The 21120-nt window shown below is 68.7% G+C and carries 22 protein-coding genes; 13 read left to right on the forward strand and 9 right to left on the reverse strand.

Annotated elements, in window-relative coordinates:
* The 6 genes from EV140_RS08245 to EV140_RS08270 all read right to left on the reverse strand — a co-directional run bounded on the left by EV140_RS08245 (position 1) and on the right by EV140_RS08270 (position 7580).
* Entirely contained in the window at positions 1 to 975 is a 975-nt protein-coding gene (locus tag EV140_RS08245; RefSeq protein ID WP_130282851.1) for a D-alanine--D-alanine ligase family protein, read from the reverse strand.
* A gap of 6 nt (positions 976 to 981) precedes the next feature.
* Positions 982 to 2304, reverse strand: coding sequence for an aminotransferase-like domain-containing protein (locus EV140_RS08250; protein ID WP_130282853.1), 1323 nt, complete (start codon positions 2302 to 2304; stop codon positions 982 to 984).
* A 103-nt stretch (positions 2305 to 2407) separates the two neighbouring features.
* Positions 2408 to 2731, reverse strand: coding sequence for a thioredoxin (gene trxA, locus EV140_RS08255; RefSeq protein WP_096420071.1), 324 nt, complete (start codon positions 2729 to 2731; stop codon positions 2408 to 2410).
* A 48-nt stretch (positions 2732 to 2779) separates the two neighbouring features.
* A complete protein-coding gene (gene trxB, locus EV140_RS08260; RefSeq protein WP_130282855.1) occupies positions 2780 to 3745 on the reverse strand; it encodes a thioredoxin-disulfide reductase in 966 nt (321 codons plus the stop codon).
* 125 nt (positions 3746 to 3870) lie between these two features.
* Positions 3871 to 5538: a murein biosynthesis integral membrane protein MurJ gene (gene murJ, locus EV140_RS08265; RefSeq protein ID WP_130282857.1), complete on the reverse strand. Its 1668-nt coding sequence runs from the start codon at positions 5536 to 5538 to the stop codon at positions 3871 to 3873.
* Complete coding sequence (locus EV140_RS08270) at positions 5535 to 7580, reverse strand: DUF6049 family protein (protein WP_130282859.1); 2046 nt, start codon at positions 7578 to 7580, stop codon at positions 5535 to 5537. The genes murJ and EV140_RS08270 overlap by 4 nt, the downstream gene beginning before the upstream one ends.
* Positions 7581 to 7638: 58 nt before the next feature.
* Between EV140_RS08270 and EV140_RS08275 the strand changes: the two genes are divergently transcribed.
* The 8 genes from EV140_RS08275 (at position 7639) to EV140_RS08310 (ending at position 13634) form a co-directional block, all read left to right on the forward strand.
* Positions 7639 to 9081: a CCA tRNA nucleotidyltransferase gene (locus EV140_RS08275; protein WP_130282861.1), complete on the forward strand. Its 1443-nt coding sequence runs from the start codon at positions 7639 to 7641 to the stop codon at positions 9079 to 9081.
* 133 nt (positions 9082 to 9214) lie between these two features.
* Positions 9215 to 9577, forward strand: coding sequence for a 30S ribosomal protein S6 (gene rpsF / locus EV140_RS08280; RefSeq protein ID WP_130282863.1), 363 nt, complete (start codon positions 9215 to 9217; stop codon positions 9575 to 9577).
* Positions 9578 to 9581: 4 nt separating this feature from the next.
* Positions 9582 to 10118 (forward strand): single-stranded DNA-binding protein, encoded by a 537-nt coding sequence (locus EV140_RS08285; protein WP_130282865.1) that lies wholly within the window; start codon positions 9582 to 9584, stop codon positions 10116 to 10118.
* A 52-nt stretch (positions 10119 to 10170) separates the two neighbouring features.
* Entirely contained in the window at positions 10171 to 10431 is a 261-nt protein-coding gene (gene rpsR / locus EV140_RS08290; RefSeq protein ID WP_096420059.1) for a 30S ribosomal protein S18, read from the forward strand.
* 10 nt (positions 10432 to 10441) lie between these two features.
* A complete protein-coding gene (gene rplI / locus EV140_RS08295; RefSeq protein WP_130282867.1) occupies positions 10442 to 10903 on the forward strand; it encodes a 50S ribosomal protein L9 in 462 nt (153 codons plus the stop codon).
* 420 nt (positions 10904 to 11323) lie between these two features.
* Positions 11324 to 12709: a replicative DNA helicase gene (gene dnaB / locus EV140_RS08300; protein ID WP_198674392.1), complete on the forward strand. Its 1386-nt coding sequence runs from the start codon at positions 11324 to 11326 to the stop codon at positions 12707 to 12709.
* A gap of 71 nt (positions 12710 to 12780) precedes the next feature.
* Positions 12781 to 13383: a hypothetical protein gene (locus EV140_RS08305; protein ID WP_130282869.1), complete on the forward strand. Its 603-nt coding sequence runs from the start codon at positions 12781 to 12783 to the stop codon at positions 13381 to 13383.
* Complete coding sequence (locus tag EV140_RS08310; RefSeq protein WP_130282871.1) at positions 13380 to 13634, forward strand: hypothetical protein; 255 nt, start codon at positions 13380 to 13382, stop codon at positions 13632 to 13634. The genes EV140_RS08305 and EV140_RS08310 overlap by 4 nt, the downstream gene beginning before the upstream one ends.
* Positions 13635 to 13646: 12 nt before the next feature.
* Here the strand turns inward: EV140_RS08310 and purB are convergent, their stop codons facing one another.
* Together purB and EV140_RS13505 are read right to left on the reverse strand one after the other, a co-directional pair.
* A complete protein-coding gene (gene purB, locus EV140_RS08315) occupies positions 13647 to 15032 on the reverse strand; it encodes an adenylosuccinate lyase (protein WP_130282873.1) in 1386 nt (461 codons plus the stop codon).
* The gene (locus tag EV140_RS13505; protein ID WP_241971388.1) at positions 15029 to 15469 is read right to left on the reverse strand and encodes a low molecular weight protein-tyrosine-phosphatase; all 441 of its coding nucleotides are present in this window, start codon (positions 15467 to 15469) and stop codon (positions 15029 to 15031) included. The genes purB and EV140_RS13505 overlap by 4 nt, the downstream gene beginning before the upstream one ends.
* 225 nt (positions 15470 to 15694) lie before the next feature.
* Here EV140_RS13505 and EV140_RS13510 point away from each other — a divergent pair, with 225 nt between their 5' ends.
* Both EV140_RS13510 and EV140_RS08325 read left to right on the forward strand, forming a co-directional pair.
* Positions 15695 to 15961 (forward strand): hypothetical protein, encoded by a 267-nt coding sequence (locus EV140_RS13510; RefSeq protein ID WP_241971374.1) that lies wholly within the window; start codon positions 15695 to 15697, stop codon positions 15959 to 15961.
* Entirely contained in the window at positions 15958 to 17376 is a 1419-nt protein-coding gene (locus EV140_RS08325) for an alpha/beta hydrolase family protein (protein ID WP_130282877.1), read from the forward strand. Before EV140_RS13510 ends, EV140_RS08325 begins: the two co-directional genes overlap by 4 nt.
* Before the next feature lie 19 nt (positions 17377 to 17395).
* On the opposite strand, the gene EV140_RS08330 is transcribed toward EV140_RS08325, so the two are convergent.
* Positions 17396 to 17794: a phage holin family protein gene (locus tag EV140_RS08330; RefSeq protein ID WP_096419988.1), complete on the reverse strand. Its 399-nt coding sequence runs from the start codon at positions 17792 to 17794 to the stop codon at positions 17396 to 17398.
* Between the two features lie 110 nt (positions 17795 to 17904).
* Between EV140_RS08330 and EV140_RS08335 the strand changes: the two genes are divergently transcribed.
* The 3 genes from EV140_RS08335 to EV140_RS08345 are packed head-to-tail and all read left to right on the forward strand — an operon-like array spanning position 17905 to position 21117.
* Entirely contained in the window at positions 17905 to 18993 is a 1089-nt protein-coding gene (locus tag EV140_RS08335; RefSeq protein ID WP_241971375.1) for a histidinol-phosphate transaminase, read from the forward strand.
* A 34-nt stretch (positions 18994 to 19027) separates the two neighbouring features.
* The gene (locus EV140_RS08340; protein ID WP_130282879.1) at positions 19028 to 20143 is read left to right on the forward strand and encodes a thiamine pyrophosphate-dependent dehydrogenase E1 component subunit alpha; all 1116 of its coding nucleotides are present in this window, start codon (positions 19028 to 19030) and stop codon (positions 20141 to 20143) included.
* Positions 20140 to 21117, forward strand: coding sequence for an alpha-ketoacid dehydrogenase subunit beta (locus EV140_RS08345; protein ID WP_130282881.1), 978 nt, complete (start codon positions 20140 to 20142; stop codon positions 21115 to 21117). The genes EV140_RS08340 and EV140_RS08345 overlap by 4 nt, the downstream gene beginning before the upstream one ends.
* Positions 21118 to 21120: the final 3 nt, after the last annotated feature.

Here is a 21120-nt window from a genome sequence, read left to right on the forward strand (position 1 = left end):
CTAGACGGTCCGTGCCGCGTCGCGCAGAGCGGCGTGGGCGAGCTCCGCGTACACCCACCCGACGTCGTGCCCGGCTGCCTCGAGGGCCAGCGCGAGAGTGGACGTTTCGGTGAGCCCCGGCATGACGCTCGCCTCCAAGAACCAGGGGGTGCCTGCGCCATCAATCATGAGGTCGATGCGGCTCAGGTGCCGAAGGCCCAGCGCTCGGTGGGCGTCGAGGGCAACCGCGGTGGCGCGGTCGACCGTCGCGGCGTCGACGCGGGCCGGCGCGTAGAACGTCGTCTCCCCCGCGTTGTAACGGGCCTCGAACCCGTAGACGCCCGACTTGGGTTCGATTTCGACGGCGGGCAGCGCAACAGGCCCGTCGCCGGTGTCGATGATGCCGATGCAGATCTCGGTGCCGATGATGCGCTGTTCCACGAGCGCGACATCGCAGTAGGTGTAGGCGAGCACCATGGCACGGCGCAGCTCCTCATCGCTGCTGACGAGGCTCACGCCCTGTGCCGAGCCGCCCTGTGCTGGCTTGACGGCGAGCGGTGGGGGCAACTCCTGGCCCATGACGGCGAGAACGCTCTCAGCACCGAGTTCACGGAACGCATCACGCGTCAAGGTGATGGAGTGGGGGGTCGGCACCCCCGCGCGTTCGACCAGCGATTTCGCCGTGGGCTTGTCCCACGCCAGCCGCGTCGCGTGCGCGGGCGATCCTACGTAGGGCAGGCCGAGAAATTCGAGCAGGCCCCGCAGGGCGCCGTCCTCTCCGCTCGCGCCGTGCAGCGCCGGCCACACGACATCTGGCGGATCCGCCATGAGGCTGGGCAGAAGCGAGGCGTCGGGGTCACGCAGTTCGACGGCGATGCCGTGCGCGGTGAGCGCATCGGCGACCTGTCTGCCCGACTTCAGCGAGATGTCGCGCTCGTGTGAGATGCCGCCGGCGAGGACGACGACGCGGGAGGCGGTCAAGGAAGGTGACGACATGGCGATCTACGAGAGGTTGGGCGGCGGGGAGATGACGTGGCTACCGAGGCGCACGTCGGCGGGAACCTCGTCGATCGGCCCGGTGGGAGCGAACGTCTCGAGCAATTCCTGCTCTTGGCGCACGACCGTCGAGAGTCGTCGAACCCCCTCGCGAATGTCGCTGGGCGTGGGGTAACAGAACGCGAGCCGGAGGTGCTGGCGGCCGGCGCCGTCGGCGAAGAAGGCGGTACCGGGCGTGTAGGCGACCAATTCCTTGACGGCGCGGGGGAGCATCCCCTTCGCGTCGAGACCGGGAGAAAGGGTGAGCCAGACGTAGAACCCGCCGCCCGGCATCGTCCAGCTGAGGTCGGGTAGGTAGTGGTTGAGCGCATCGATCATGGCGTCGCGGCGCTCTTTGTACAGCCCGCGGAACACATCGATCTGGCCGCGCCAGTCGGCGCTCGTCAGGTAGTCGGTGATCACCATCTGGTTGAGCACGCTCGGCGAGAGAATCGACGCCTCGGCCGCGAGCACGAGCTTCTCGCGGATGCCGTGCGGGGCCAGTGCCCAGCCGACGCGGAAGCCGGGGGCGAGGGTCTTCGAGAACGACCCGAGGTACACGATGCCGTCGGTGTCGACGCTGCGCATGGCTTGCGGCGGGGCCTGATCGAACCACAGCAACCCGTAGGGGTTGTCTTCGAGAATCAGAATGCCGTGGCTACGGGCGATGTCGATGATCTCGAGCCGGCGGGCCGAACTCAGCGTCACTCCCCCGGGGTTCTGGAAGTTGGGGATCAGGTACAGCAGCTTGATGGGGCGGCCCGCTGCACGCAGCGACTGGATGCGCTCGGTCAGCGCCGCGGGAATCATGCCCTCGGCGTCCACGGCGATGTGCGAGACGTCGGCCTGATACGAGCGGAAGATGCCGATGGCGCCCACGTAGGAGGGCGACTCGGCCAGCACCACGTCTCCCGGGTCGAGGAACAGTTTTGCGACCAGGTCGAGGGCTTGCTGTGAGCCCGTCGTCACGACGACGTCGTCGACGCCGGCATGGATTCCCTCGATCGCCATGACCTCGAGGATGCGTTCGCGCAGCTCGGGGGTGCCCTGCCCCGCTCCGTACTGCAGCGCGGTCGCTCCGCGATCCGTCATGACGCGTTCCATCGCCGAGCCGATCGACTCGAGCGGCAGCGCCGAGACGAACGGCATACCGCCCGCGAGCGACACGACCTCGGGGCGCGACGCCACGGCGAACAGGGAGCGAACTTCCGAGCCAGACAGCCCGGCCGTACGCGTCGCGTACTGCTCGTACCAGGGGTCGAGCGATGTTCCCTCGCGCGGAATGCTCATGCGGTCTCCGTGGTGGCGGGTCGTGCCCGGATGCACGACTCCCCCGACGCTACCAGCGCCGGGGGAGACGATAACGCGCGATGACGCGCGCACAACGGGGTGTTTAGGCGAGGAACTCGGCGAGGTCCGCCTCGAGCGCCGGCTTCGGCTTCGCGCCGATGACGCTCTTGACGACCTCTCCGCCCTGGAACACCTTCATCGCCGGAATCGACGTGATCTGGTACTTCATGGCGGTCTCGGGGTTGTCGTCGACGTTGATCTTGACGATGTCGATCTTGTCGGCGTTCTCGCTCGCGATCTGGTCGAGGATCGGCGACACGGCGCGACACGGTCCGCACCAGGGCGCCCAGAAGTCGACCATGATCGTCTTTTCGCTCTTCAGAACTTCGGCCTCAAACGTGGCGTCGGTGACGTCGCGGGTGGACATAACTGCTCTCCTTCTCTCAAAAAGGTTGGATGCTCAAAGGCGGCCCTGTTAGGCGCTGACGGTTTCCGCGTTCGCGCCTTGGCGAACGTCGTCGCTGAGGCCTTCGAGGTAGTGCTGGGCGTCCAGGGCGGCGGCGCAGCCGCTGCCGGCCGCTGTGATGGCCTGCTTGTAGGTCGGGTCAACAACGTCACCGGCCGCGAAAACGCCCGGGAGCGAGGTGCGGGAACTGCGGCCCTCGACAGCGATCGTTCCGTGCTCGGTGAGGTCGAGCATCCCGTGCACAAGGTGCGTGCGGGGGTCGGCGCCGATCGCGATGAACAGGCCGCTCACATCCAGCGTGCGCTCGTCGCCGGTGACCGTGTCGACGACACCGACGCCCGTGACGAGCTCGCCGCCGTAGATGTGCGCGACCGACGCGTTGGTAACAAATTCGATCTTCGGGTCGGCCTTCGCACGGTCGAGCATCGCGGGGGATGCCCGGAAGGTCTCGCTGCGGTGGACCAGGTACACCTTGTCGGCGAAGCGGGTGAGGAAGGTCGCTTCTTCCATCGCGGAGTCACCGCCGCCGACGACCGCGACGGTCTTCTGGCGGAAGAACGCGCCATCGCAGGTGGCGCACCACGAGACCCCGTAGCCCGAGAGGCGGTCTTCGTCGGGCAGCCCGAGCTTGCGGTACGCCGAGCCGGTCGCGTAGATGACCGCGAGCGCCTCGTGACGGTCGCCGTTACCGAGCGTGACCGCCTTGATCGGGCCGTCGAGCTCGAGGGAGGTGACATCGTCGTAGACGATCTCGGCGCCGAAGCGCTCGGCCTGCTGCTGCATCTTCGTCATCAGGTCGGGCCCCATGACGCCCTCGGGGAAGCCGGGGAAATTCTCGACGTCCGTGGTCTTCATGAGCTCGCCGCCGAACTCGACCGAGCTGGCGATGACGAGCGGCGAGAGGTTGGCGCGGGCAGCGTAGATGGCGGCCGTGTAGCCGGCGGGGCCGGAGCCGATGATGATGACCTGTCGCATGGAGCCTCAGTTCGTTGGCGAATCGGCGCGGTTTCCGCGCCTGTGGGAAGGCAAACCCAGTCTAGGTCGCGGGTATTCCGGCTCGGGGTGCTGTTCAGGGGATGGTCATTCCCGTCACCGACTGTTCACCGGCGGCGCAGGCGCCTCGCGAGGGGATCGACGAGCGCGGTGAACTCGGGAACGCGGAACACGGAGAGCGCACCCGCGTAGGTGACCGTCATGGCTCCCCCGATCGCGATTATGGTGACGATCGCGGTGCCCACGTTCTCACGGGCCGCTCCCCCGTCGAAGGCGCCCATTGTGACGGCGAGGGCGAGCCCGACGGCGCTGGCCGGAATGGCGGCCAGCGCGAAGAGGCCGGTGCGCTGGGCGGTCAGGCGCATCCCGATACCGCCGAGGCGCCTGCGCAATATCGCCAACGAGATCAGGGTCTGGGCGGTACCCGCGATGGTGGTGACGAGCGCGATGCCGGGCGCGATCCACGGGCTCGGCAGCGTGGCGACGACAAGAGCGAGCGCCACAAAGATGCCGGACTGCGCCAGTTGGATGACGAACGGCGTGCGCGTGTCATCGAGCGCGTAGAACACGCGCTGGGTGATGAACAGGGTCGAGAACGGGATGAGCCCGATGACGAACGCGACGAGGACGCGCGCCATGCCCTCCACCAGCACGGGGTCACTGCTGAAAATGCGTGAGAAGGGCCCGGAGACGACCGCCAGACCGATCGTGGCCAGCATCATGATCATCGTGATCGTGCGCAGGCTGGCGCCGATGTCGTCGCGCAGCAGGTCGCGGCGTCCGTCACGGGCGTGGCCGCTCATCCGGGTGAAGTAGGCGGTGCCGAGCGAGACCGTCACGATCGAGTGCGGCAGTATGAAGATCAGCCAGGCGAAACGCAACACGGCCAGCGACGGTTCCCCGTCGTCGGCCGCGAGCGAGGCGACACGGTTGTGGATGATGCCGGCGAGCTGCGTGACGAGGATCATGCCGAACACCCAGCCGGCCGCCTTGCCCGTCTGTGCGAGCCCCACGCCCCGCCACTGGAAGTCGGGGCGGTAGCGGAGCCCGGCCCGACGCCAGAACAGGAACAGGACGAATGCCTGCGCCGCGATGCCGAGAGTCGATGCGCCACCGAGCAGGGCCACCATGTCGGGCGTCCATACGCTCGCGTCGCTGACATCGCCCGAGAAGATCCATGCGAAGGTCAACAGGCCGGCGATCATGACGATGTTGTTGACCACGGGCGCCCACGTGTAGGGGCCGAACACCTTGCGGGCGTTCAGCACCTCCCCGAGCAGGCTGTACAGGGCGAAGAACAGCACCTGCGGCAAGCACCAGTACGCGAGCGCGGTGGCGAGAGCCATGATCTCTGGCGAGAAGCCGCGTGAGCCGTCGCCGGCCTGCTCGGCATACAGCGCGACCAGCAGTGGCGCGCTGACGGTGGCGACGACGGCGACCGCGAGGAAGACGACGAAGCCGAGCGTGATGATCTTGTTGACGTAGCGCGTGCCTCCATCGGGGTCGGCGCTGGCCTTGACGATCTGCGGCACGAGCACGGCCGTGAGGATGCCGCCGGCGATGATCGCGTAGATGTTGTTCGGCAGCGTCGTGGCGAGCGCGAAGGCGTCGCCGGCGCCGGACGTGCCGACCACCTGGGCCAGGATGATCGCGGAGACGAATCCGAGGATGCGCGACACGATCGTCCCCGACGCGAGGAACAAGCTCGCGCGGCCGATCGAGTCGCGTCGACCGTCGCTCTCGGGGGCCGGGGTCGCGGCGGGGCCCGAACTCACCGCGTGCTCGTCGTGGTGGTGTCAGTGGGGCCGGTCAGCTCCGGTGCGGAGGGGTCGGCGCTGTTCGTTGCCGCTCCGCGATCGGCGCGCGTCTGCCGACGGCGCCGGATGTCGCGCACGAGGCCGACGGCAAAGAGCAGGGCGATGATGCCCCCGATCGCGATGGTACCGGCGGTCTCCCACCCCGCCTGCAAGTTGAGCCCGACACCGATCGGGCTGCCGATCACCGCGCCGTCCTCGGCGCGCAACGATACGCGGATGTCGACGTCTCCGTTCACAAGAGATTGCACGGGAACAAGCGCCCGCACCTGCGAATTCGCCTCCACGATCGTCTCGACACGCTGATCTTCGACGCGTAGCTGGCCGGTTGCGGCTTCGACCCGCACGTAAACGCGCACGGCCACGGGGAGGCTGTTCTGCACGGTAACCGGCAGCGACGTGCGGTCGGCGAACAGCGTGATGGTGTTGCTCTCGACAATCTGCACGGCCGAGCGTAGCCGATCCGACTGGTCGCGATAGCGACCCTCCCCCGCCGCGGCGCTCTCGCCCCCGAGCGCGAGGGCGTCGAGCAGATCGAGTCGACGGTCGGCGAGCAGGGGCCCCGCGTCAAGGGCGATGCGGGCGAACTCGGCGTCGCCGCGCTCGAGTTCGAGCAGGGCGTCGAGCGCGGGGGTCGTCGGGGTGGCGCTGTCGGACGCCAGCGACGTAGGCTGCCCGTTCGCTCCCACACCCGTGACCGGTGCGAGGGAGGCCGACCGAGCCCACGGCAGTGCCGTGAGCTCGTCGAGCAGCAGACCCACTTGCGCGCTCGGCGCAGCGGTGCGGTCGGCGATACCGACGAGCGGCATCGCGGGAGCGGACGCGCTCGCAAGCAACGCGCTCAGCTCGGCGACGGCGGCGCGCCGCACTTGAGCGCTCGTCGATGCGGCGACCGCCCGCACCGCGTCGGTCGTGAGGTCGTCGGCCACCACGGCGCGGAGCGACTCGGTGATCGGCATGCTGACGCCTGCCCCGCCCTCCACGTCGGTCGCGCGGGCGAGCACGACGCGCGCCCCCTCTGTCGCGAGCGGATCGATGGCGTCGGCCCCGAGGCTCCCGTCGGCGGGCCACACCCACCCGGTCAGGGCGTGCGGCCAACGTGTTAGCTCGTCGAGAGTCGCGGTCGGCTCACCGTCGTCACCCAGCACCACGGAGCCGGCGCCGAGCGTCGGCGGGCTCGCCACCTCCAACGTTCCGACGGCGGCCAGCGGGTCGGCATCCGACCAGCGCAACGCGAAGGTTTCGAGCCCCGAATCGGCAAGCCTGTCGAGCCAGGCCGTGGCGCTCGCCGGAGCTGCCTCGCCGAGCACCCGGATCGAGGCGAGGATGCGCGGGTCGACGCCCAGCGCGACCCCCCCGCCGAGCGCCGTGTCCAGCGTGCGCGTCAGCCGTCCGTCGGGGGCGGTGAGGGCGGTGAGCTGCTCGGCGTCGAGGAAGCGACCCCGTTCATCCGGTGCGGTGAGGGGTGCGATGACGGCGATGCCGCTGCCAGCCGCCGTGGTGCCGGCGGGCTGGCCGACGATGGCCGTGCGGTCGTGGGCGATCACCGCACCCTCGCTCGAGGTCACCGCGACGCCCGCAGCGCGCACCCCGAAGCGCTCGTCGAGGTCGATCTCGTCGGCGGGCACCGTCAGCGAGGCGACGACGGTCGCACCGGGCGCGATCGTGACGAGCGGGGTGATGGCGACAATCGGTCCGGTCGGCGGGTCGTCGTCGCGCAGCCACCCGCGCACGGCGGACTGGTCGATGAGGGGTTCGAGCGTCAGGTGCAGCCGCGCCGTCGCGCCCGCGATGGGCTCGGCGGTGCCGTTCGTCACCGTGATGCGAACCTCCAGGTCGGCGTCGTCGCGCAGCACCCCCGCGTCGGCAGGCGCCGCGACGACCGTGATCGTGCCGGTCGCGCCGTCGACGGTGGTCGTGGTGAACGGGGCGACGAGTGGGCCCACCGCGAGCGAGAGGGCAATCGCGGCCCCGGCGATCCGGCGGCCGCTCAGCCTGGGCACGCCAGAACCCTCGACGCCCGCAGCCCGACCATGACGGGAAGTCTAGACTCTGGGGACTATGGAGAGCGTGGCCCAGGCCGTCAGCCGACTGCGCGAGCTCGCCGCCGCCGAACCCCTGGCCACCCTTGCCCAGCGCTTCGCCGCGGCCGGTCACGAGCTCGCGCTGGTCGGCGGTCCCGTGCGCGACGCCTTTCTCGGCCGCGACGTGCACGACCTCGACCTGGCGACGTCGGCGCGCCCCGACGACATCATTCGCATCATTCGCCCCGTCGTGGATGCGCACTGGGACATCGGCCGCGACTTCGGCACGATCGGCGCGCGCATCGGCGATGACACGGTGGAGATCACCACCTACCGCGCGGACGAATACGACCCCTCGAGCCGCAAGCCCGAGGTGGCTTTCGGCGACACGCTCGAGGGCGACCTGCTGCGTCGCGACTTCACCATCAATGCGCTCGCCCTGCGCATTCCGCAGCTCGAGCTGGTCGACCCCACCGGTGGCTTCGACCACCTCGTCGCGGGGCTGCTCGTCACCCCCACCACTCCAGAACGCTCCTTCGGCGACGACCCCCTGCGCATGCTGCGCGGCGTGCGCTTCGCCGCGCAGCTGGGTGTGACGATCGACGAGGCGGCTCTCCAGGCGATGACGGCGATGCGGGGCCGGCTCGAGATCATCTCGGCCGAGCGCATCCGCGACGAGCTTGTGAAGCTTCTGGCCACGGCGTCACCGCGCCGCGGACTCGAACTGCTCGTCGCAACGGGCCTTGCCGACTACGTGCTGCCGGAATTGCCCGCACTGCGGCTCGAGATCGACGAGCACGCGCACCACAAAGACGTCTACGAGCACTCGCTGACGGTGCTCGAACAGGCCATCGATCTCGAAAAGGCGCGGGGTGAGAAGGATGCGCCGGCCGACACGATTCTTCGGCTTGCGGCGCTGCTCCACGACATCGGCAAGCCCGCGACGCGCAAGATCGAGCCGAACGGCGCCGTCACCTTCCACCACCACGACGTCGTCGGCGCGAAGATGGCGAAGAAGCGCCTGACCGCGCTGCGCTTCGACAAGGAAACGATCACCGCGGTCGCGCGCCTCATCGAGTTGCACCTGCGCTTCTTCGGCTACGCCGATGCACCGTGGACGGACTCGGGTGTGCGGCGCTACGTGCGCGACGCGGGACCCGTGCTCGAGCGGCTGCACATCCTCACGCGCGCCGACGTCACCACGCGCAACAAGCGCAAAGCGAGCCGGCTGAAAAACGCGTACGACGAGCTAGAACAGCGCATCACCGAACTCGCCGAACAGGAAGAGCTCGCGGCCATCCGACCCGACCTTGACGGTGAGCAGATCATGGCGATCTTGGGGCTTCGTCCGGGGCCAGAGGTGGGGGCCGCGTACCGCTACCTCCTCGAGGTGCGGCTCGACGAAGGCCCGCTTGCGGCCGACGTGGCCGAGCAGCGGTTGCGCGACTGGTGGAGCGCGCGCGGTGACGATTCCCGCTGAGTGGCGGCGAGCATCCCGGATCGACTACGCTGTCACGGTTGTCTGCGTGCTTTCGCGCGCCGGCACGTGATGCCATAACCCTCCTGCTGCAGACCGTCTGCAGCCGTTCGAGTCCGAAGGAGGTGGGTGAGTCATGCATCAGTACGAATTGATGGTCATTCTCGACCCCGAGATCGACGAGCGCACTGTCGCCCCGAGCCTCGACAAGTTCCTCGGCGTTGTTCGTAACGCCGGCGGTTCCGTTGAGAACGTCGACATCTGGGGCAAGCGCCGTCTTGCCTACGAGATCAACAAGAAGAGCGAGGGCATCTATGCCGTCGTCAACTTCACCGCCACGTCGGAGGCCACCGTTGAGCTCGACCGCCAGCTGAAGCTCAGCGAAGCGGTCATGCGCACGAAGGTTCTTCGCGCCGAGGAAGCGATCGCGAACCTCGCCAAGGCAGCGGCTGAAGCCGACGCCAAGGCCGAGCGCGCCGCCGCAAAGGCCGCGGAGTAAGCCCGTGGCCGGCGAAACCGTCATCACCGTGGTCGGCAACCTGACCGCCGACCCGGAGCTGCGGTACACCCAGAACGGACTCGCGGTGGCGAACTTCACGATCGCCTCGACGCCGCGCACCTACGACCGCCAGTCGAACGAGTGGAAGGACGGCGAAGCGCTGTTCCTCCGCGCGAGCGTGTGGCGCGACTTCGCTGAGCACGTCGCCTCGTCGCTGACGAAGGGGATGCGCGTGGTCGCGCAGGGACGCCTGAAGCAGCGTTCCTACGAGACCAAGGAAGGCGAGAAGCGCACCACCATCGAGCTCGAGGTCGACGAGATCGGCCCGAGCCTTCGCTACGCGACCGCGCAGGTCACCCGTTCGTCGGGTGGCGCGGGCGGCGGTGCGATGGGTGGCGGCAACCGGGGCGGCAACGCTCAGGTCGCCGACGAGCCGTGGGGCGCCCCCGCGGGTGGCGCGGCATCGGGCGGTGGACAGTCGTCCGCTGGCGGCGACGTCTGGAACACTCCCGGCTCCTACGCCGACGACACCCCGTTCTGATCCGGTAGCCCGGATCCCCTCAATGTGAATCACAGATAAAAGGACAACCACTATGGCTGGCAAGAGCAGCGGCGACCGCCGCAAGCCTCGCGGCGGCAAGGGCGCGAAGAATGCCGCCCCCGCAAAGGCGATCAAGGTTGGCGTCATCGACTACAAGGACGTCGCCACTCTCCGTAAGTTCATCTCCGAGCGCGGCAAGATCCGCGCCCGCCGCATCACCGGTGTCTCGGTGCAGGAGCAGCGACTGATCGCGAAGGCCGTGAAGAACGCCCGCGAGATGGCCCTGCTTCCGTACGCGGGCGCCGGACGCTAAGGGGTTCACGATGTCGAAGCTCATTCTCACGCAGGAAGTGTCGGGCCTTGGCTCGGCCGGCGACGTCGTCGAGGTCAAGAACGGGTACGCCCGCAACTACCTCATCCCCCAGGGTTTCGCCGTGGCGTGGAGCCGCGGCGGCGAGAAGCAGGTTGAGTCGATCAAGGCTGCCCGCGCCGCGCGCGAGCACGCCACGATCGAGGAGGCTCAAGATCTCAAGCTGCGCCTTGAGGCGAACCCTGTCACCCTCACGGTGACAGCGGGCGCCGAGGGTCGCCTGTTCGGCTCGGTCAAGACCGGCGACGTGGCCACCGCCGTCGATAAGGCCGGCATCGGCTCGATCGACAAGCGCCTCGTCGAGCTCGTTGCTCCCATCAAGACGGTGGGCACGCACGAGGCGATCCTGAAGCTCCGCGACGGGATCGTGGCGACCATCACCCTCAACGTGGTGGCCGACAAGAAGAAGAAGTAGGGCGCACTTGCCCCGAGCGATACCCGCGGCAACCGCCGCGGGTATCGCTTTTTTGTGCCCGCCGTCAAGAGTTTTCCCGCAGTTTCCTCCACAGCGTTGGCGCGCATCCGCGAAGCTTCATGTGGCGGTTGAGGCCTGTTTTTCCACACACCCTGTGAAACAAGAAAAGGCTGGTCAGAAGCGGTTGGCTCTGAGTATCCCCGCGGTCATCCACAGGCCGTTCCACAGATTGCCCACACGACGCGCGGGCGTTTTCCGCAGGTTTCCCCAGGATTATCCACAGGCCATATTTGAGGGGTGGAACGCGGCGTCCCTAGGGTGAAGCGTCGTCGACCCCGAGACCACGCTGCGTGTTCACGCGGCGCGTGTCGGTGCTCGCGCGTATACAGGTTGCACCCCGCCCACAGGAAGGCTTCTTTCGTGTCGATCGCCCACATCTCTGCCGCCGTCGACCCGCGCGCGGGTGATGGCCGAGAGGGCGACCGCCGGGCCGAGCGCACTCCCCCGCACGACCTTCTGGCCGAGCAGAGCGCCCTCGGCGGCATGCTGCTCAGCAAAGACGCGGTTGCCGATGTCATCGAGGTCGTTCGCGGCATCGACTTCTACGTGCCGAAGCACGAGATCATCTTCGACGCCGTCATGTCGCTGTACTCGCACGGCGAGCCGACCGACGTCATCGCCGTCGCCGACGAACTGACGAAGACCGGAAACCTGACGCGCGCCGGCGGCGCCGACTATCTGCACACCCTGACCGGGCTCGTGCCGACCGCGGCCAACGCTGGCTTCTACGCCTCCCTGGTGGCCGAGAAGGCGGTGTTGCGTCGTCTCGTCGAGGCCGGCACACGCATCGTGCAGATGGGCTACGCCTCAGAGGGCGAGGTGACCGACCTCGTGAACAACGCCCAGGCCGAGATCTACGGCGTCGCCGGGGGCACGCAGTCCGAAGACTACGTGCCGCTGACACAGGCGGTCGGCGAAGCCATCGACGAGATCGAGGCAGCGAAGGGCCTCGACGGCAAGATGACGGGGGTTCCCACGGGGTTCGCCGACCTCGACCAGCTGACGAATGGCCTGCACGGCGGGCAGCTCATCCTGATCGCGGCGCGACCCGCGCTCGGTAAGTCGACGCTTGCGCTCGACCTTGCCCGCGCATCCGCCATCAAGCACCAGCAGCCGACGATCGTGTTCTCGCTCGAGATGGGGCGTAGCGAGATCGCGATGCGCCTGCTGTCCGCCGAGGCGTCGATCCCCCTGCACGCGATGCGCAAGGGAACGCTCGAGGGCCGCGACTGGACGGCGATCGCCGCCACGCGCGGCCGCATCGCTGACGCTCCGCTCTACATCGATGACAGCCCCAACATGACGCTCGTCGAGATTCGTGCCAAGTGTCGGCGTCTGAAGCAGACCGTTGGGCTGAAGATGGTCGTGATCGACTATCTGCAGCTCATGACGAGCGGCAAGCGTGTCGAGTCGCGCCAGCAGGAAGTCAGTGAGTTTTCGCGAGCGTTGAAGCTCATGGCGAAAGAGCTGCAGGTGCCGGTCGTTGCCCTCTCGCAGCTGAACCGTGGGCCCGAGCAGCGCGCCGACAAGAAGCCCGCGATCAGCGACCTGCGCGAGTCGGGGTCACTCGAGCAAGACGCCGACATGGTGATCCTCCTTCACCGCGACAGTGCCTACGACAAAGAGAGCGCCCGCCCCGGCGAGGCCGACCTCATCGTCGCGAAGCACCGCAACGGCCCGACCGACACCATCACGGTCGCCTTCCAGGGCCACCTGTCGCGCTTCGCCGACATGCCGCGGGTGTAGCGCCCAGCCAGGCTCCCCGTCACGCCGTCGATGCAGGAGGCTCACGGTTCCCGGCCCTACGCTTGTGAGCTATGGTGACCGCCCCACCCACCGAGAGTGACGCCGATACCGGCACACGAGCATCCGCATCGCTGTGGCTCGCCCCTATCGCCCGCGCGATCCCCGCGATCGTCGTCGGTCTCGTCATCACGTTCACGCCCGACCACTCGGCGAGCATGGGCCTGATCTCTCTGGGCGTCTTCGGCGCCGTGAGCGCCGTCGTGCTCGTGCTGACGACGCTGCGTCTCGGCGCCGGTGAACCGCTGCGGTCACTGCACCGTGGGCTGTCGGTCATCGCGGCCGTCGTTGCCGCCGCCGCGTTCGCCCTCGTGGCAGGCCTCGAGGGAAACCTCTTGCCGTTCCTGCTGCTTACGCTCGGTGCATACTGCGTGTTCGCGGGCGCCTACGAGGTCGTGTGGGGCCTGCGTCACCGCGGCATCTCGCCGCTCGCGCGTGACGGCATCACCGTCGGTGCGGGCACGGTCATCCTTGCGTTGATCCTCGTCGCCGTCGGCGACTCGGTCAGCGCCGTCGGATTCTTCGGCGCCTACGCCGTCATCGTCGGCGTTTACCTCGTCATCGCCGGCTTCAGCGCGAAGTGGGCCGACACCCCCAAGGAGCACCCCGCCTCATGACCGACAAGACGCCCCGCCGCGAACGACTGCGCCCCGGCGAGCTCGTCGGCCTCGCCGCCGTCGTCGCCGCCTTCATCGGACTCATCACCTTCATGGTGACCCGTGACTGGTTGCTCGCCGTCATCTTCCTCGGTGCGACCTTCGTCATTGACCTGCTCGTGCTTGCCATGCTGATGCTCGCGGTCACGCCCAATAGGCCGGCCGATGGTGAGCGCTGGGCGGCCGAGCAGCAGGGCGGCGAGCAGCAGTAGCGCGCGCCGCCGTTAGCGCTCGACGTAGCCGGTCAGCTCGTCGGCGAGCCCCGCATACGTGGCCGGCGTCAGGGCACGAAGGCGCTCCTTCGCGTCGTCCGAGACGTCCAACCCGTCGACGAACGCCCGCAACTCGTCGCCCGAAACGCGGTGGCCGCGCGTGAGCTCCTTGAGCAGTGCATACGGGTCACTGATGGTGGAGCGGCCCGCCGTCACCTCGGCGCGAATCACCGTCTGGATAGCCTCGCCGAGCACCTCCCAGTTTCCCTCGAGATCGCGGGCGAGCGCGTCCTCGTCGAGGGCGATCTCGCCGAGCCCTTTCACGATGTTGTCGAGTGCGAGCAACGCGTGGCCGAGGGCGACGCCGATGTTGCGCTGTGCCGAGGAGTCGGTCAGGTCGCGCTGCAGGCGCGAGGTGACGAGCGTTGACGCGAGCGAGTCGAGCAGCGCTGCCGACAACTCGAGGTTCGCCTCCGCGTTCTCGAAACGGATGGGGTTGATCTTGTGCGGCATCGTCGACGACCCCGTGGCGCCCTCCTGCGGGATCTGCCGGAAGTAGCCCATCGAGATGTAGGTCCAGACGTCGGTGCAAAGGTTGTGCAGCACTCGGCCGACGTGCGCGATGCGCTGGTAGAGCTGCGCCTGCCAGTCGTGAGACTCGATCTGCGTGGTGAGCGGGTTCCAGGTGAGCCCGAGGTGCTCGACGAACTCCTTCGATGACGTCGGCCAGTCGTGTGTCGGGTCGGCGGCGACGTGGGCGGCGAACGTGCCGGTCGCGCCCGAGAACTTGCCGAGGTATTCGACCTCGTCGACGCTCGTGAGCAGCCGCTCGAGGCGGTGCACGAACACGGCGAGCTCCTTGCCCATGGTGGTGGGAGTGGCTGGCTGGCCGTGGGTGCGCGAGAGCATCGGCACGGCGCGCCACGCGAGCGCCCGCTCACGCAGCGCCTCGACGACCAACCGGGCGCGGGGCATCCACTCACCGGCGACCGCGTCGCGGATCGTGATCGCGTACGCGAGGTTGTTGATGTCTTCGCTCGTGCAGGCGACGTGGGTGAGCTCGGCGAGGTCATCGAGCCCGATCGCGGCCAGGTGGTCGCGCACGTGGTATTCGACGGCCTTCACATCGTGCCGCGTGACCGCCTCGCGCGCAGCCAGGGCCGCCACGTCGTCATCGCCAAAGTCCTCGACGAGCGAACGCAGAGCGACCTTCTCGTCGTCGGTCAGGCGACGCGCGCCGAGCAGTTCGCGGTCGGTGAGGTGGATGAGCCATTCGACCTCGACGTGCACACGCGCGCGGTTGAGCCCGGCCTCCGACAGGTGGCTGCCCAGGTCGCCGACCTGGCTGCGATACCGGCCGTCGAGCGGGCTAAGTGGTTGCGGGCTGAGGGTGGTCATCGGGCTCCTTGTCGTAGTGCGGGTTCGAGCTGCTGAAGAAGGGCGCGGCACGATCGTTCGATCACGCTGAGCACCTGGTCGAAAAGGTCGGCGTCGGAGTAGTACGGGTCGGGCACGTCGACTCCCGCGCCTTCCGGGTCGACGTCGGTGATGATCTGCACGCTCGCGCGGGCGTCGTCGCTCGGTGCCCAACTGCGAAGAATGCGCTCGTGACCCCGGTCGAAGCCAATCACCAGGTCGTGGGTGACGAACCAGGCCGGATCGAACTGGCGGGCGCGGTGGTCGTCGGCTTCGTAGCCGCGCCGGGTTAGCGCCTCGACGGTGCGCGGGTCGGCGGGCTCGCCCACGTGCCATTCGCCGGTTCCCGCTGACTCCACCGTGACGAGCTTCTCGTAGCCGCGTTCGCGGATCAGCTGCCGCATGACCGCCTCGGCCATCGGTGAGCGACAGATGTTGCCGGTGCAGACGAAGCAGATGCGGAACACGGGCGCGAGGGGGTGGCCGTCCGCCTCCGCGTCCTCGTCCGTCTGGCTGCTCACCCGCCCATTCTGCCGGGAATGCCGAAGGCCCGACACTCCTCCCCATCCTCGATGTGGTCGAATACGCCCCAACGCGGCAGGCACGGGATGCTCGCGGTCGCGCCGGCGAGGCACCCTCCGGGCATGAATTCTCCCGATCCGTTCCTGGCGGCTGACCTGCGCGCGCGTGAGCGACAGCTTGCCCACGCCGCCGACATCGTGCGTACGGCGCCGACACAGCTTCCCGGTCCCGAGTCGCGAGCGGGGTTTGCGGGGCCGATTCGTGTCGTCTACGACGCCGAAGCGCGACGTATCGAGGCGCTGCTCGCCGAAGCTGATGGGGCGCTCACGAACGCCTGGCGACATTTCACCGCTCTCGCGAGTGCGGCCGAGTCGGGCAGTGGCCGATGACACTGACGGTCACGGCGCCCGGCACCACCGTGGTCTCGGACACCGTGCTCGAGTCCATGTGCGTCCAGGTGCGCGCGCAGGCCGGCCGCTGCGCGTTCGCCGAGCGACTGGCTCGCGGCGCGTACGGCCCGGGTGTCGACAGCTATGCGCTCGCGCAGCTTGATCACGCGGTTGTCGCGACGCGAGACGCGACCCATCGCTTGAAGGCGCTGGCGACGGCGCTGACCTCAGTCGCTGATCTGATGGTCGGCGCCGACCACGCCGCGCAGCGCGCTGTTGAGGCAGCCGCAAGCCAAGCGGCCGCACTTATCGGCTTCGTCGGCGCTCGTGTTGCCCTCGCCGGTGGGGTCATGCTCCTGCCCGCAGCGGTGCAGGCTGCTCGCTTTGCGCAGCTGCTTCCCGAACCCCTGCGCGACGCCGCGGCGACCACACTGAGGTCGGCCGCGGGGCGCGGACTGGACCTCGTGGGACAGCGGCTCGCTACGCCCGATGGCGTTGCGCTGACGCGCTGGCTCGTGACCCTGCTGGACGACGCCGCGCTCGGGGCAGTCGGCGTTCCGCCCGCGCTCGTGCCGATCGTCGGCGAACCCGGGCTCGGACTCACAGGAGTCACTAGTTCGGCGGCTGTTCTCACCGGGCTCGCCGCCATCATCGGCATCCGCGGCACGGCCCCTGTCCGCGTCGAACGCGTCAGCGTCGTCGGAGACATCCCGACTCCGGCGCCCTCGACCCTCGAGAGACGAACCCCGCCACCGCAGTCGGTGGGTGACCGTGTATCGAGGCTTCCCGACAGCAGCGGCCCGCCGGTGCGGGTCGAGAGCTACGACGGGCCACGCGGCCCGCACTTCGAGGTGTACATCGCGGGCACGAACGCCACCGCCGAGGCCGGAGGCACGAACCCCTTCGACATGGCCAGCAATGGCGCGCTCGTCGCGGGACTGCCCGACGCTTCGTCGGCCCGCGCCGTCGAGCTCGCGCTGCGTGACGCCGGAGCCACGCCGGATAGCCCCGTCGTGTTCACGGGCCACTCGCAGGGCGCGGCCGTGGCCGTTGTCCACGCCGAGAGTGGCGCGTGGAACACGGCCGGTCTCGTCACGATCGGCGGCCCACTCGGCAACTTTCCCGTGACCGGCGACTATCCGGCGATCGTGATCGAACACGACGATGACGTCGTCACCGCAGCGTCGGGCGTGCGACGCGAGACCAACGCGACCATCGTGACCACCCGCGCCTTCCCCGACGGCGCGGGCGAGCTGTTTCTGCCCCACGCCGCCGCCGCGTATCAGGGCACGGCGGCACTGGTCGACGAGAGCAGTGATCCCGCCCTCGTCGCCGCCCGTGATCGGTTCCCGACCGTGTCGGGGGTCGGCGTCGTGCGGCACTACGAGGCGACGCGCATCCTGGATGCGCAATAGCCGTGCTCAGACGATGGCGTCAGCGGGTCTTTCCGACCAGTGGCTTCAGCACGATGCCGATCAGCCAGCTGATGAGGCCGAGCACGATTGCGCCCAACACGCCCCACCAGAAGCCATCGACCTCGAGACCGAAGCCGATGAGGCTCGAGATCCACGCAACGAGCAGCAGCAGCAGACCGTTCACGATGAGCGCAATGAGCCCGAGGGTCAGGATGTACAGGGGGAAGGCGACGATACGAATCAGGTTGCCGATCACCCCGTTGACCACCCCGAAGATCAGCGCCACCAACAGATAGGTGAGCACGACGGCGGTCGTGTCGCCATCACCGAACGGCACCACGCTCACCCCGGCAACGATGAGGGTGGTCAACCAGAGGGCCACGGCATTGATGATCAGGCGCACGATAAAGCGGGACATGCCCCCATTCTGGTCGGCGGCGCTCGGGTGCGTCCACTGAATTCCCGGTGACCGCCCAGCGACGAGTTTCCCTGGCGGATGCCCGCCACGCGCCCGCGTACGCTGGTCGCGTGAGCGCCCCCGAGCATCCGAACCCCGCAGGGCCCCCCGTGCGGCTCCGCGACGAGATCGTCGCCCTGCCTGCGTACCGCCAGGGACGCCAGGCGTCGGCCGACGCCTTCAAGCTGTCCAGCAACGAGAACCCCTTCCCCGCGCACCCGGCGGTCATGGCGGCCATCGCCGACTCGTCGCCCAACCGCTACCCCGACGCGACGGCGCTCGCCGTGCGCGAGCGCCTCGCTGAGCGCCACGGCGTCGACCCCGACGAGGTCATCGTCGGCGCGGGCTCGGTGTCGATCCTGCTGCAGCTGATTCAGGCCTCGTGTGCCCCCGGCGACGAGGCCGTGTATGCCTGGCGGAGCTTCGAGGCCTACCCGCTACTCACGACCATCGCCGGCGCCACGGCGGTTCCCGTTCCGCTGACGCCCGACTTCCGGCACGACCTGGCCGCGATGGCGGCGGCGATCACCGAGCGCACCCGCATCGTGCTGGTCTGCTCGCCGAATAATCCGACCGGCACGACCGTGGCTGCCGACGAGTTTGAGGCGTTCATGCGCGTCGTGCCGAAGAACTTGCTCGTGGTGCTCGATGAGGCGTACGCCGAGTTCGTCCGCGACCGCACGGCGGTCAACGGATCCGAGTTGATCGGCCGCTACCCGAACCTCGTCGTGCTGCGCACCTTTTCGAAGGCGTACGGTCTCGCGGGCCTGCGGGCGGGCTACGCCGTCGGGCACCGCGCTCTGATCGACGCCGCGCGCAGCACCCAGATCCCGCTGTCGGTGACCGAGGTCGCGCAGCGCGCCATGCTCGCCGCGCTCGACCACGAAGACGAGCTCCTCGCCCAGGTCGACGAGCTCGTGGTCCTGCGTGACCGCGTTGAGACGGAACTTCGCGAGCAGGGATGGACGATTCCACCGAGCGAGGGCAACTTCGTCTGGCTTCCCACCGGCGACCGCACAACCGAGGTGGCAGAGCGGTTCGAGAAGGCCGGAATCATCGGCCGGGCGTTCCCGGGGGACGGCATCCGTATATCCGTCGCCGAGCATGCGTCTGTGCCGACCCTCCTGCGCGTAGTGGGCGAGGTTGTCCGCGACCTCTGAACCGTGACCCCGCCCCCCGCCTAGAGTGGAACCCATGTCGTACACGGCCGAGACCCTGCAGTTACTCGCGCCCGACGGAACCCTCCGCTACTCCGACGAGACGGACCGCTTCCGCGACCGGGTCGACGCGCTCGACGAGACCACGTTGCGTGAGTTCTACCGCCACATGGCCGTCACCCGGCGCTTCGACATCGAGGCGGGTAACCTCCAGCGCCAGGGCCAGCTCGCGCTCTGGATTCCCAGCATCGGCCAGGAGGCCGCCCAGGTCGGGTCGGGCTTCGCCGCCCGCGCGCACGACCACATCTTCCCCGCCTACCGCGAACACGCGGTCGGCCGGCTGCGCGGCCTCGACCTCACCCGCATCATCGCGATGCTGCGCGGCCTCACCCACGGAGGCTGGAATCCGGCCGACACCGGCAACTTCCACCTCTACACGCTCGTCATCGGGTCGCAGGCCCTGCACGCCACCGGCTATGCGATGGGCGTGCGCTTCGACGGACTCGTCGGAACCGGCGACCCCGAGCGTGACACTGCCGTACTCGTCTATTTCGGTGACGGGGCGACCAGCCAGGGCGACGTCAACGAGGCCTACGTCTTCGCGCAGAGCTACCAGACACCGCAGGTGTTCTTCCTGCAGAACAACCACTGGGCCATCTCGGTGCCCGTCAGTGTGCAGTCGCGCACGCCGCTCTTCCGACGCCCGGCCGGATTCGGTATTCCGAGCGTGCAGATCGACGGCAACGACGTGCTCGTCAGCTACGCGGCGACCGCCGAATCGCTGGATGCCGCGCGCAGCGGCGAGGGACCGCGCTTCATCGAGGCGCTCACCTACCGGATGGGAGCGCACACCACGAGCGACGACCCCACCAAGTACCGCACAAACGACGAGGTCGCGTACTGGCAGGAGCGCGACCCGATCAGCCGCTACGAGACGTTCCTGACGGCGCGTGGCGTGGACGCCGCGTTCTTCGAGGAGGTGCGCCAGGAGGGCGAGGATCTCGCCGCCGACGCACGGCGCCAGACGCTCGCGATGGAGCCGCCGCCCGCGGACAGTATGTTCCGTCACGTGTACAGCGACGAGCATCCCCTCATGGCGGAGCAGGCCGAGTGGCTCGCCCGCTACGAGGCATCGTTCGAGGAGCAGGCATGACCGAGACGATGACGATGGCGAAGGCCCTCAACGCGGGGCTCGCCGCGGCGATGGACGCCGACGATCGAGTGCTTTTGATGGGCGAGGACATTGGGCGCCTGGGTGGGGTGTTTCGCGTCACCGAAGGCTTGCAGCAGCGTTTCGGCGAGGGCCGGGTGCTGGACACGCCGCTGGCGGAATCGGGGATCGTCGGCAGCGCGATTGGTCTTGCGATGCGCGGCTACCGGCCGGTCGTCGAGATTCAGTTCGACGGCTTCATCTTTCCGGCGTTCGACCAGATCACGACTCAGTTGGCGAAGCTCACGGCTCGCCACGAGGGCGGCCTGCAGCTGCCGGTCGTGATTCGGGTGCCATACGGCGGGCACATCGGCGCCGTCGAGCATCACCAGGAAAGCCCCGAGGCGTACTTTGCCCACACCGCCGGGCTGCGGCTCGTCAGCCCCGCCACCCCGCACGACGCCTACTGGATGATCCAGCAGGCGATCGCAAGCTCCGACCCCGTGCTGTTCTTCGAGCCGAAGAGTCGCTACTGGCCGAAGGGTGAGGTCGACCTCGACGATGCTGGCATCGGCATGCATGCGAGCCGGGTCGTGCGCACCGGCACCGACGTCACCGTGGTCGGCCACGGTGCCATGGTGAGCATGCTGTTGGACGCCGCCGCCCTCGCCGACGAGGAGGGCACGAGCATCGAGGTCGTCGACCTCCGCTCGCTCTCCCCCATCGACTACGGCCCCCTGCTCGAGTCGGTGCGCCGCACCGGCCGCCTGGTCGTCGCGCAGGAGGCACCCGGCAACGTCAGCATCGGCTCGGAGATCGCCGCCACCGTCTCCGAGCGCGCCTTCTACTCCCTGGAGGCGCCCGTCGTACGCGTGTCGGGTTTCGACACGCCCTTCCCGCCCGCGAAGCTCGAGGGCGCCTACCTTCCCGACGTCGACCGCATTCTCGATGCCGTCGACCGCTCGCTCGCCTACTGAGCC

This window comes from Microcella alkaliphila (assembly GCF_004216855.1).
GTDB classification, from domain to species: domain Bacteria; phylum Actinomycetota; class Actinomycetes; order Actinomycetales; family Microbacteriaceae; genus Microcella; species Microcella alkaliphila.

What these genes read in the sequence shown, in the direction of transcription:
- trxA (WP_096420071.1), bottom strand. Translation starts at nt 2,731, where the DNA reads ATGTCCACCCGCGACGTCACCGACGCCACGTTTGAGGCCGAAGTTCTG.
- EV140_RS08245 (WP_130282851.1), bottom strand. Translation starts at nt 975, where the DNA reads ATGTCGTCACCTTCCTTGACCGCCTCCCGCGTCGTCGTCCTCGCCGGC.
- trxB (WP_130282855.1), bottom strand. Translation starts at nt 3,745, where the DNA reads ATGCGACAGGTCATCATCATCGGCTCCGGCCCCGCCGGCTACACGGCC.
- EV140_RS08310 (WP_130282871.1), top strand. Translation starts at nt 13,380, where the DNA reads ATGACCGACAAGACGCCCCGCCGCGAACGACTGCGCCCCGGCGAGCTC.
- EV140_RS08340 (WP_130282879.1), top strand. Translation starts at nt 19,028, where the DNA reads ATGTCGTACACGGCCGAGACCCTGCAGTTACTCGCGCCCGACGGAACC.
- purB (WP_130282873.1), bottom strand. Translation starts at nt 15,032, where the DNA reads ATGACCACCCTCAGCCCGCAACCACTTAGCCCGCTCGACGGCCGGTAT.
- EV140_RS08250 (WP_130282853.1), bottom strand. Translation starts at nt 2,304, where the DNA reads ATGAGCATTCCGCGCGAGGGAACATCGCTCGACCCCTGGTACGAGCAG.
- rplI (WP_130282867.1), top strand. Translation starts at nt 10,442, where the DNA reads ATGTCGAAGCTCATTCTCACGCAGGAAGTGTCGGGCCTTGGCTCGGCC.
- EV140_RS08330 (WP_096419988.1), bottom strand. Translation starts at nt 17,794, where the DNA reads ATGTCCCGCTTTATCGTGCGCCTGATCATCAATGCCGTGGCCCTCTGG.
- EV140_RS08325 (WP_130282877.1), top strand. Translation starts at nt 15,958, where the DNA reads ATGACACTGACGGTCACGGCGCCCGGCACCACCGTGGTCTCGGACACC.
- EV140_RS08345 (WP_130282881.1), top strand. Translation starts at nt 20,140, where the DNA reads ATGACCGAGACGATGACGATGGCGAAGGCCCTCAACGCGGGGCTCGCC.
- EV140_RS13510 (WP_241971374.1), top strand. Translation starts at nt 15,695, where the DNA reads ATGAATTCTCCCGATCCGTTCCTGGCGGCTGACCTGCGCGCGCGTGAG.
- EV140_RS08275 (WP_130282861.1), top strand. Translation starts at nt 7,639, where the DNA reads ATGGAGAGCGTGGCCCAGGCCGTCAGCCGACTGCGCGAGCTCGCCGCC.
- rpsR (WP_096420059.1), top strand. Translation starts at nt 10,171, where the DNA reads ATGGCTGGCAAGAGCAGCGGCGACCGCCGCAAGCCTCGCGGCGGCAAG.
- EV140_RS08305 (WP_130282869.1), top strand. Translation starts at nt 12,781, where the DNA reads ATGGTGACCGCCCCACCCACCGAGAGTGACGCCGATACCGGCACACGA.
- rpsF (WP_130282863.1), top strand. Translation starts at nt 9,215, where the DNA reads ATGCATCAGTACGAATTGATGGTCATTCTCGACCCCGAGATCGACGAG.
- EV140_RS13505 (WP_241971388.1), bottom strand. Translation starts at nt 15,469, where the DNA reads ATGGCCGAGGCGGTCATGCGGCAGCTGATCCGCGAACGCGGCTACGAG.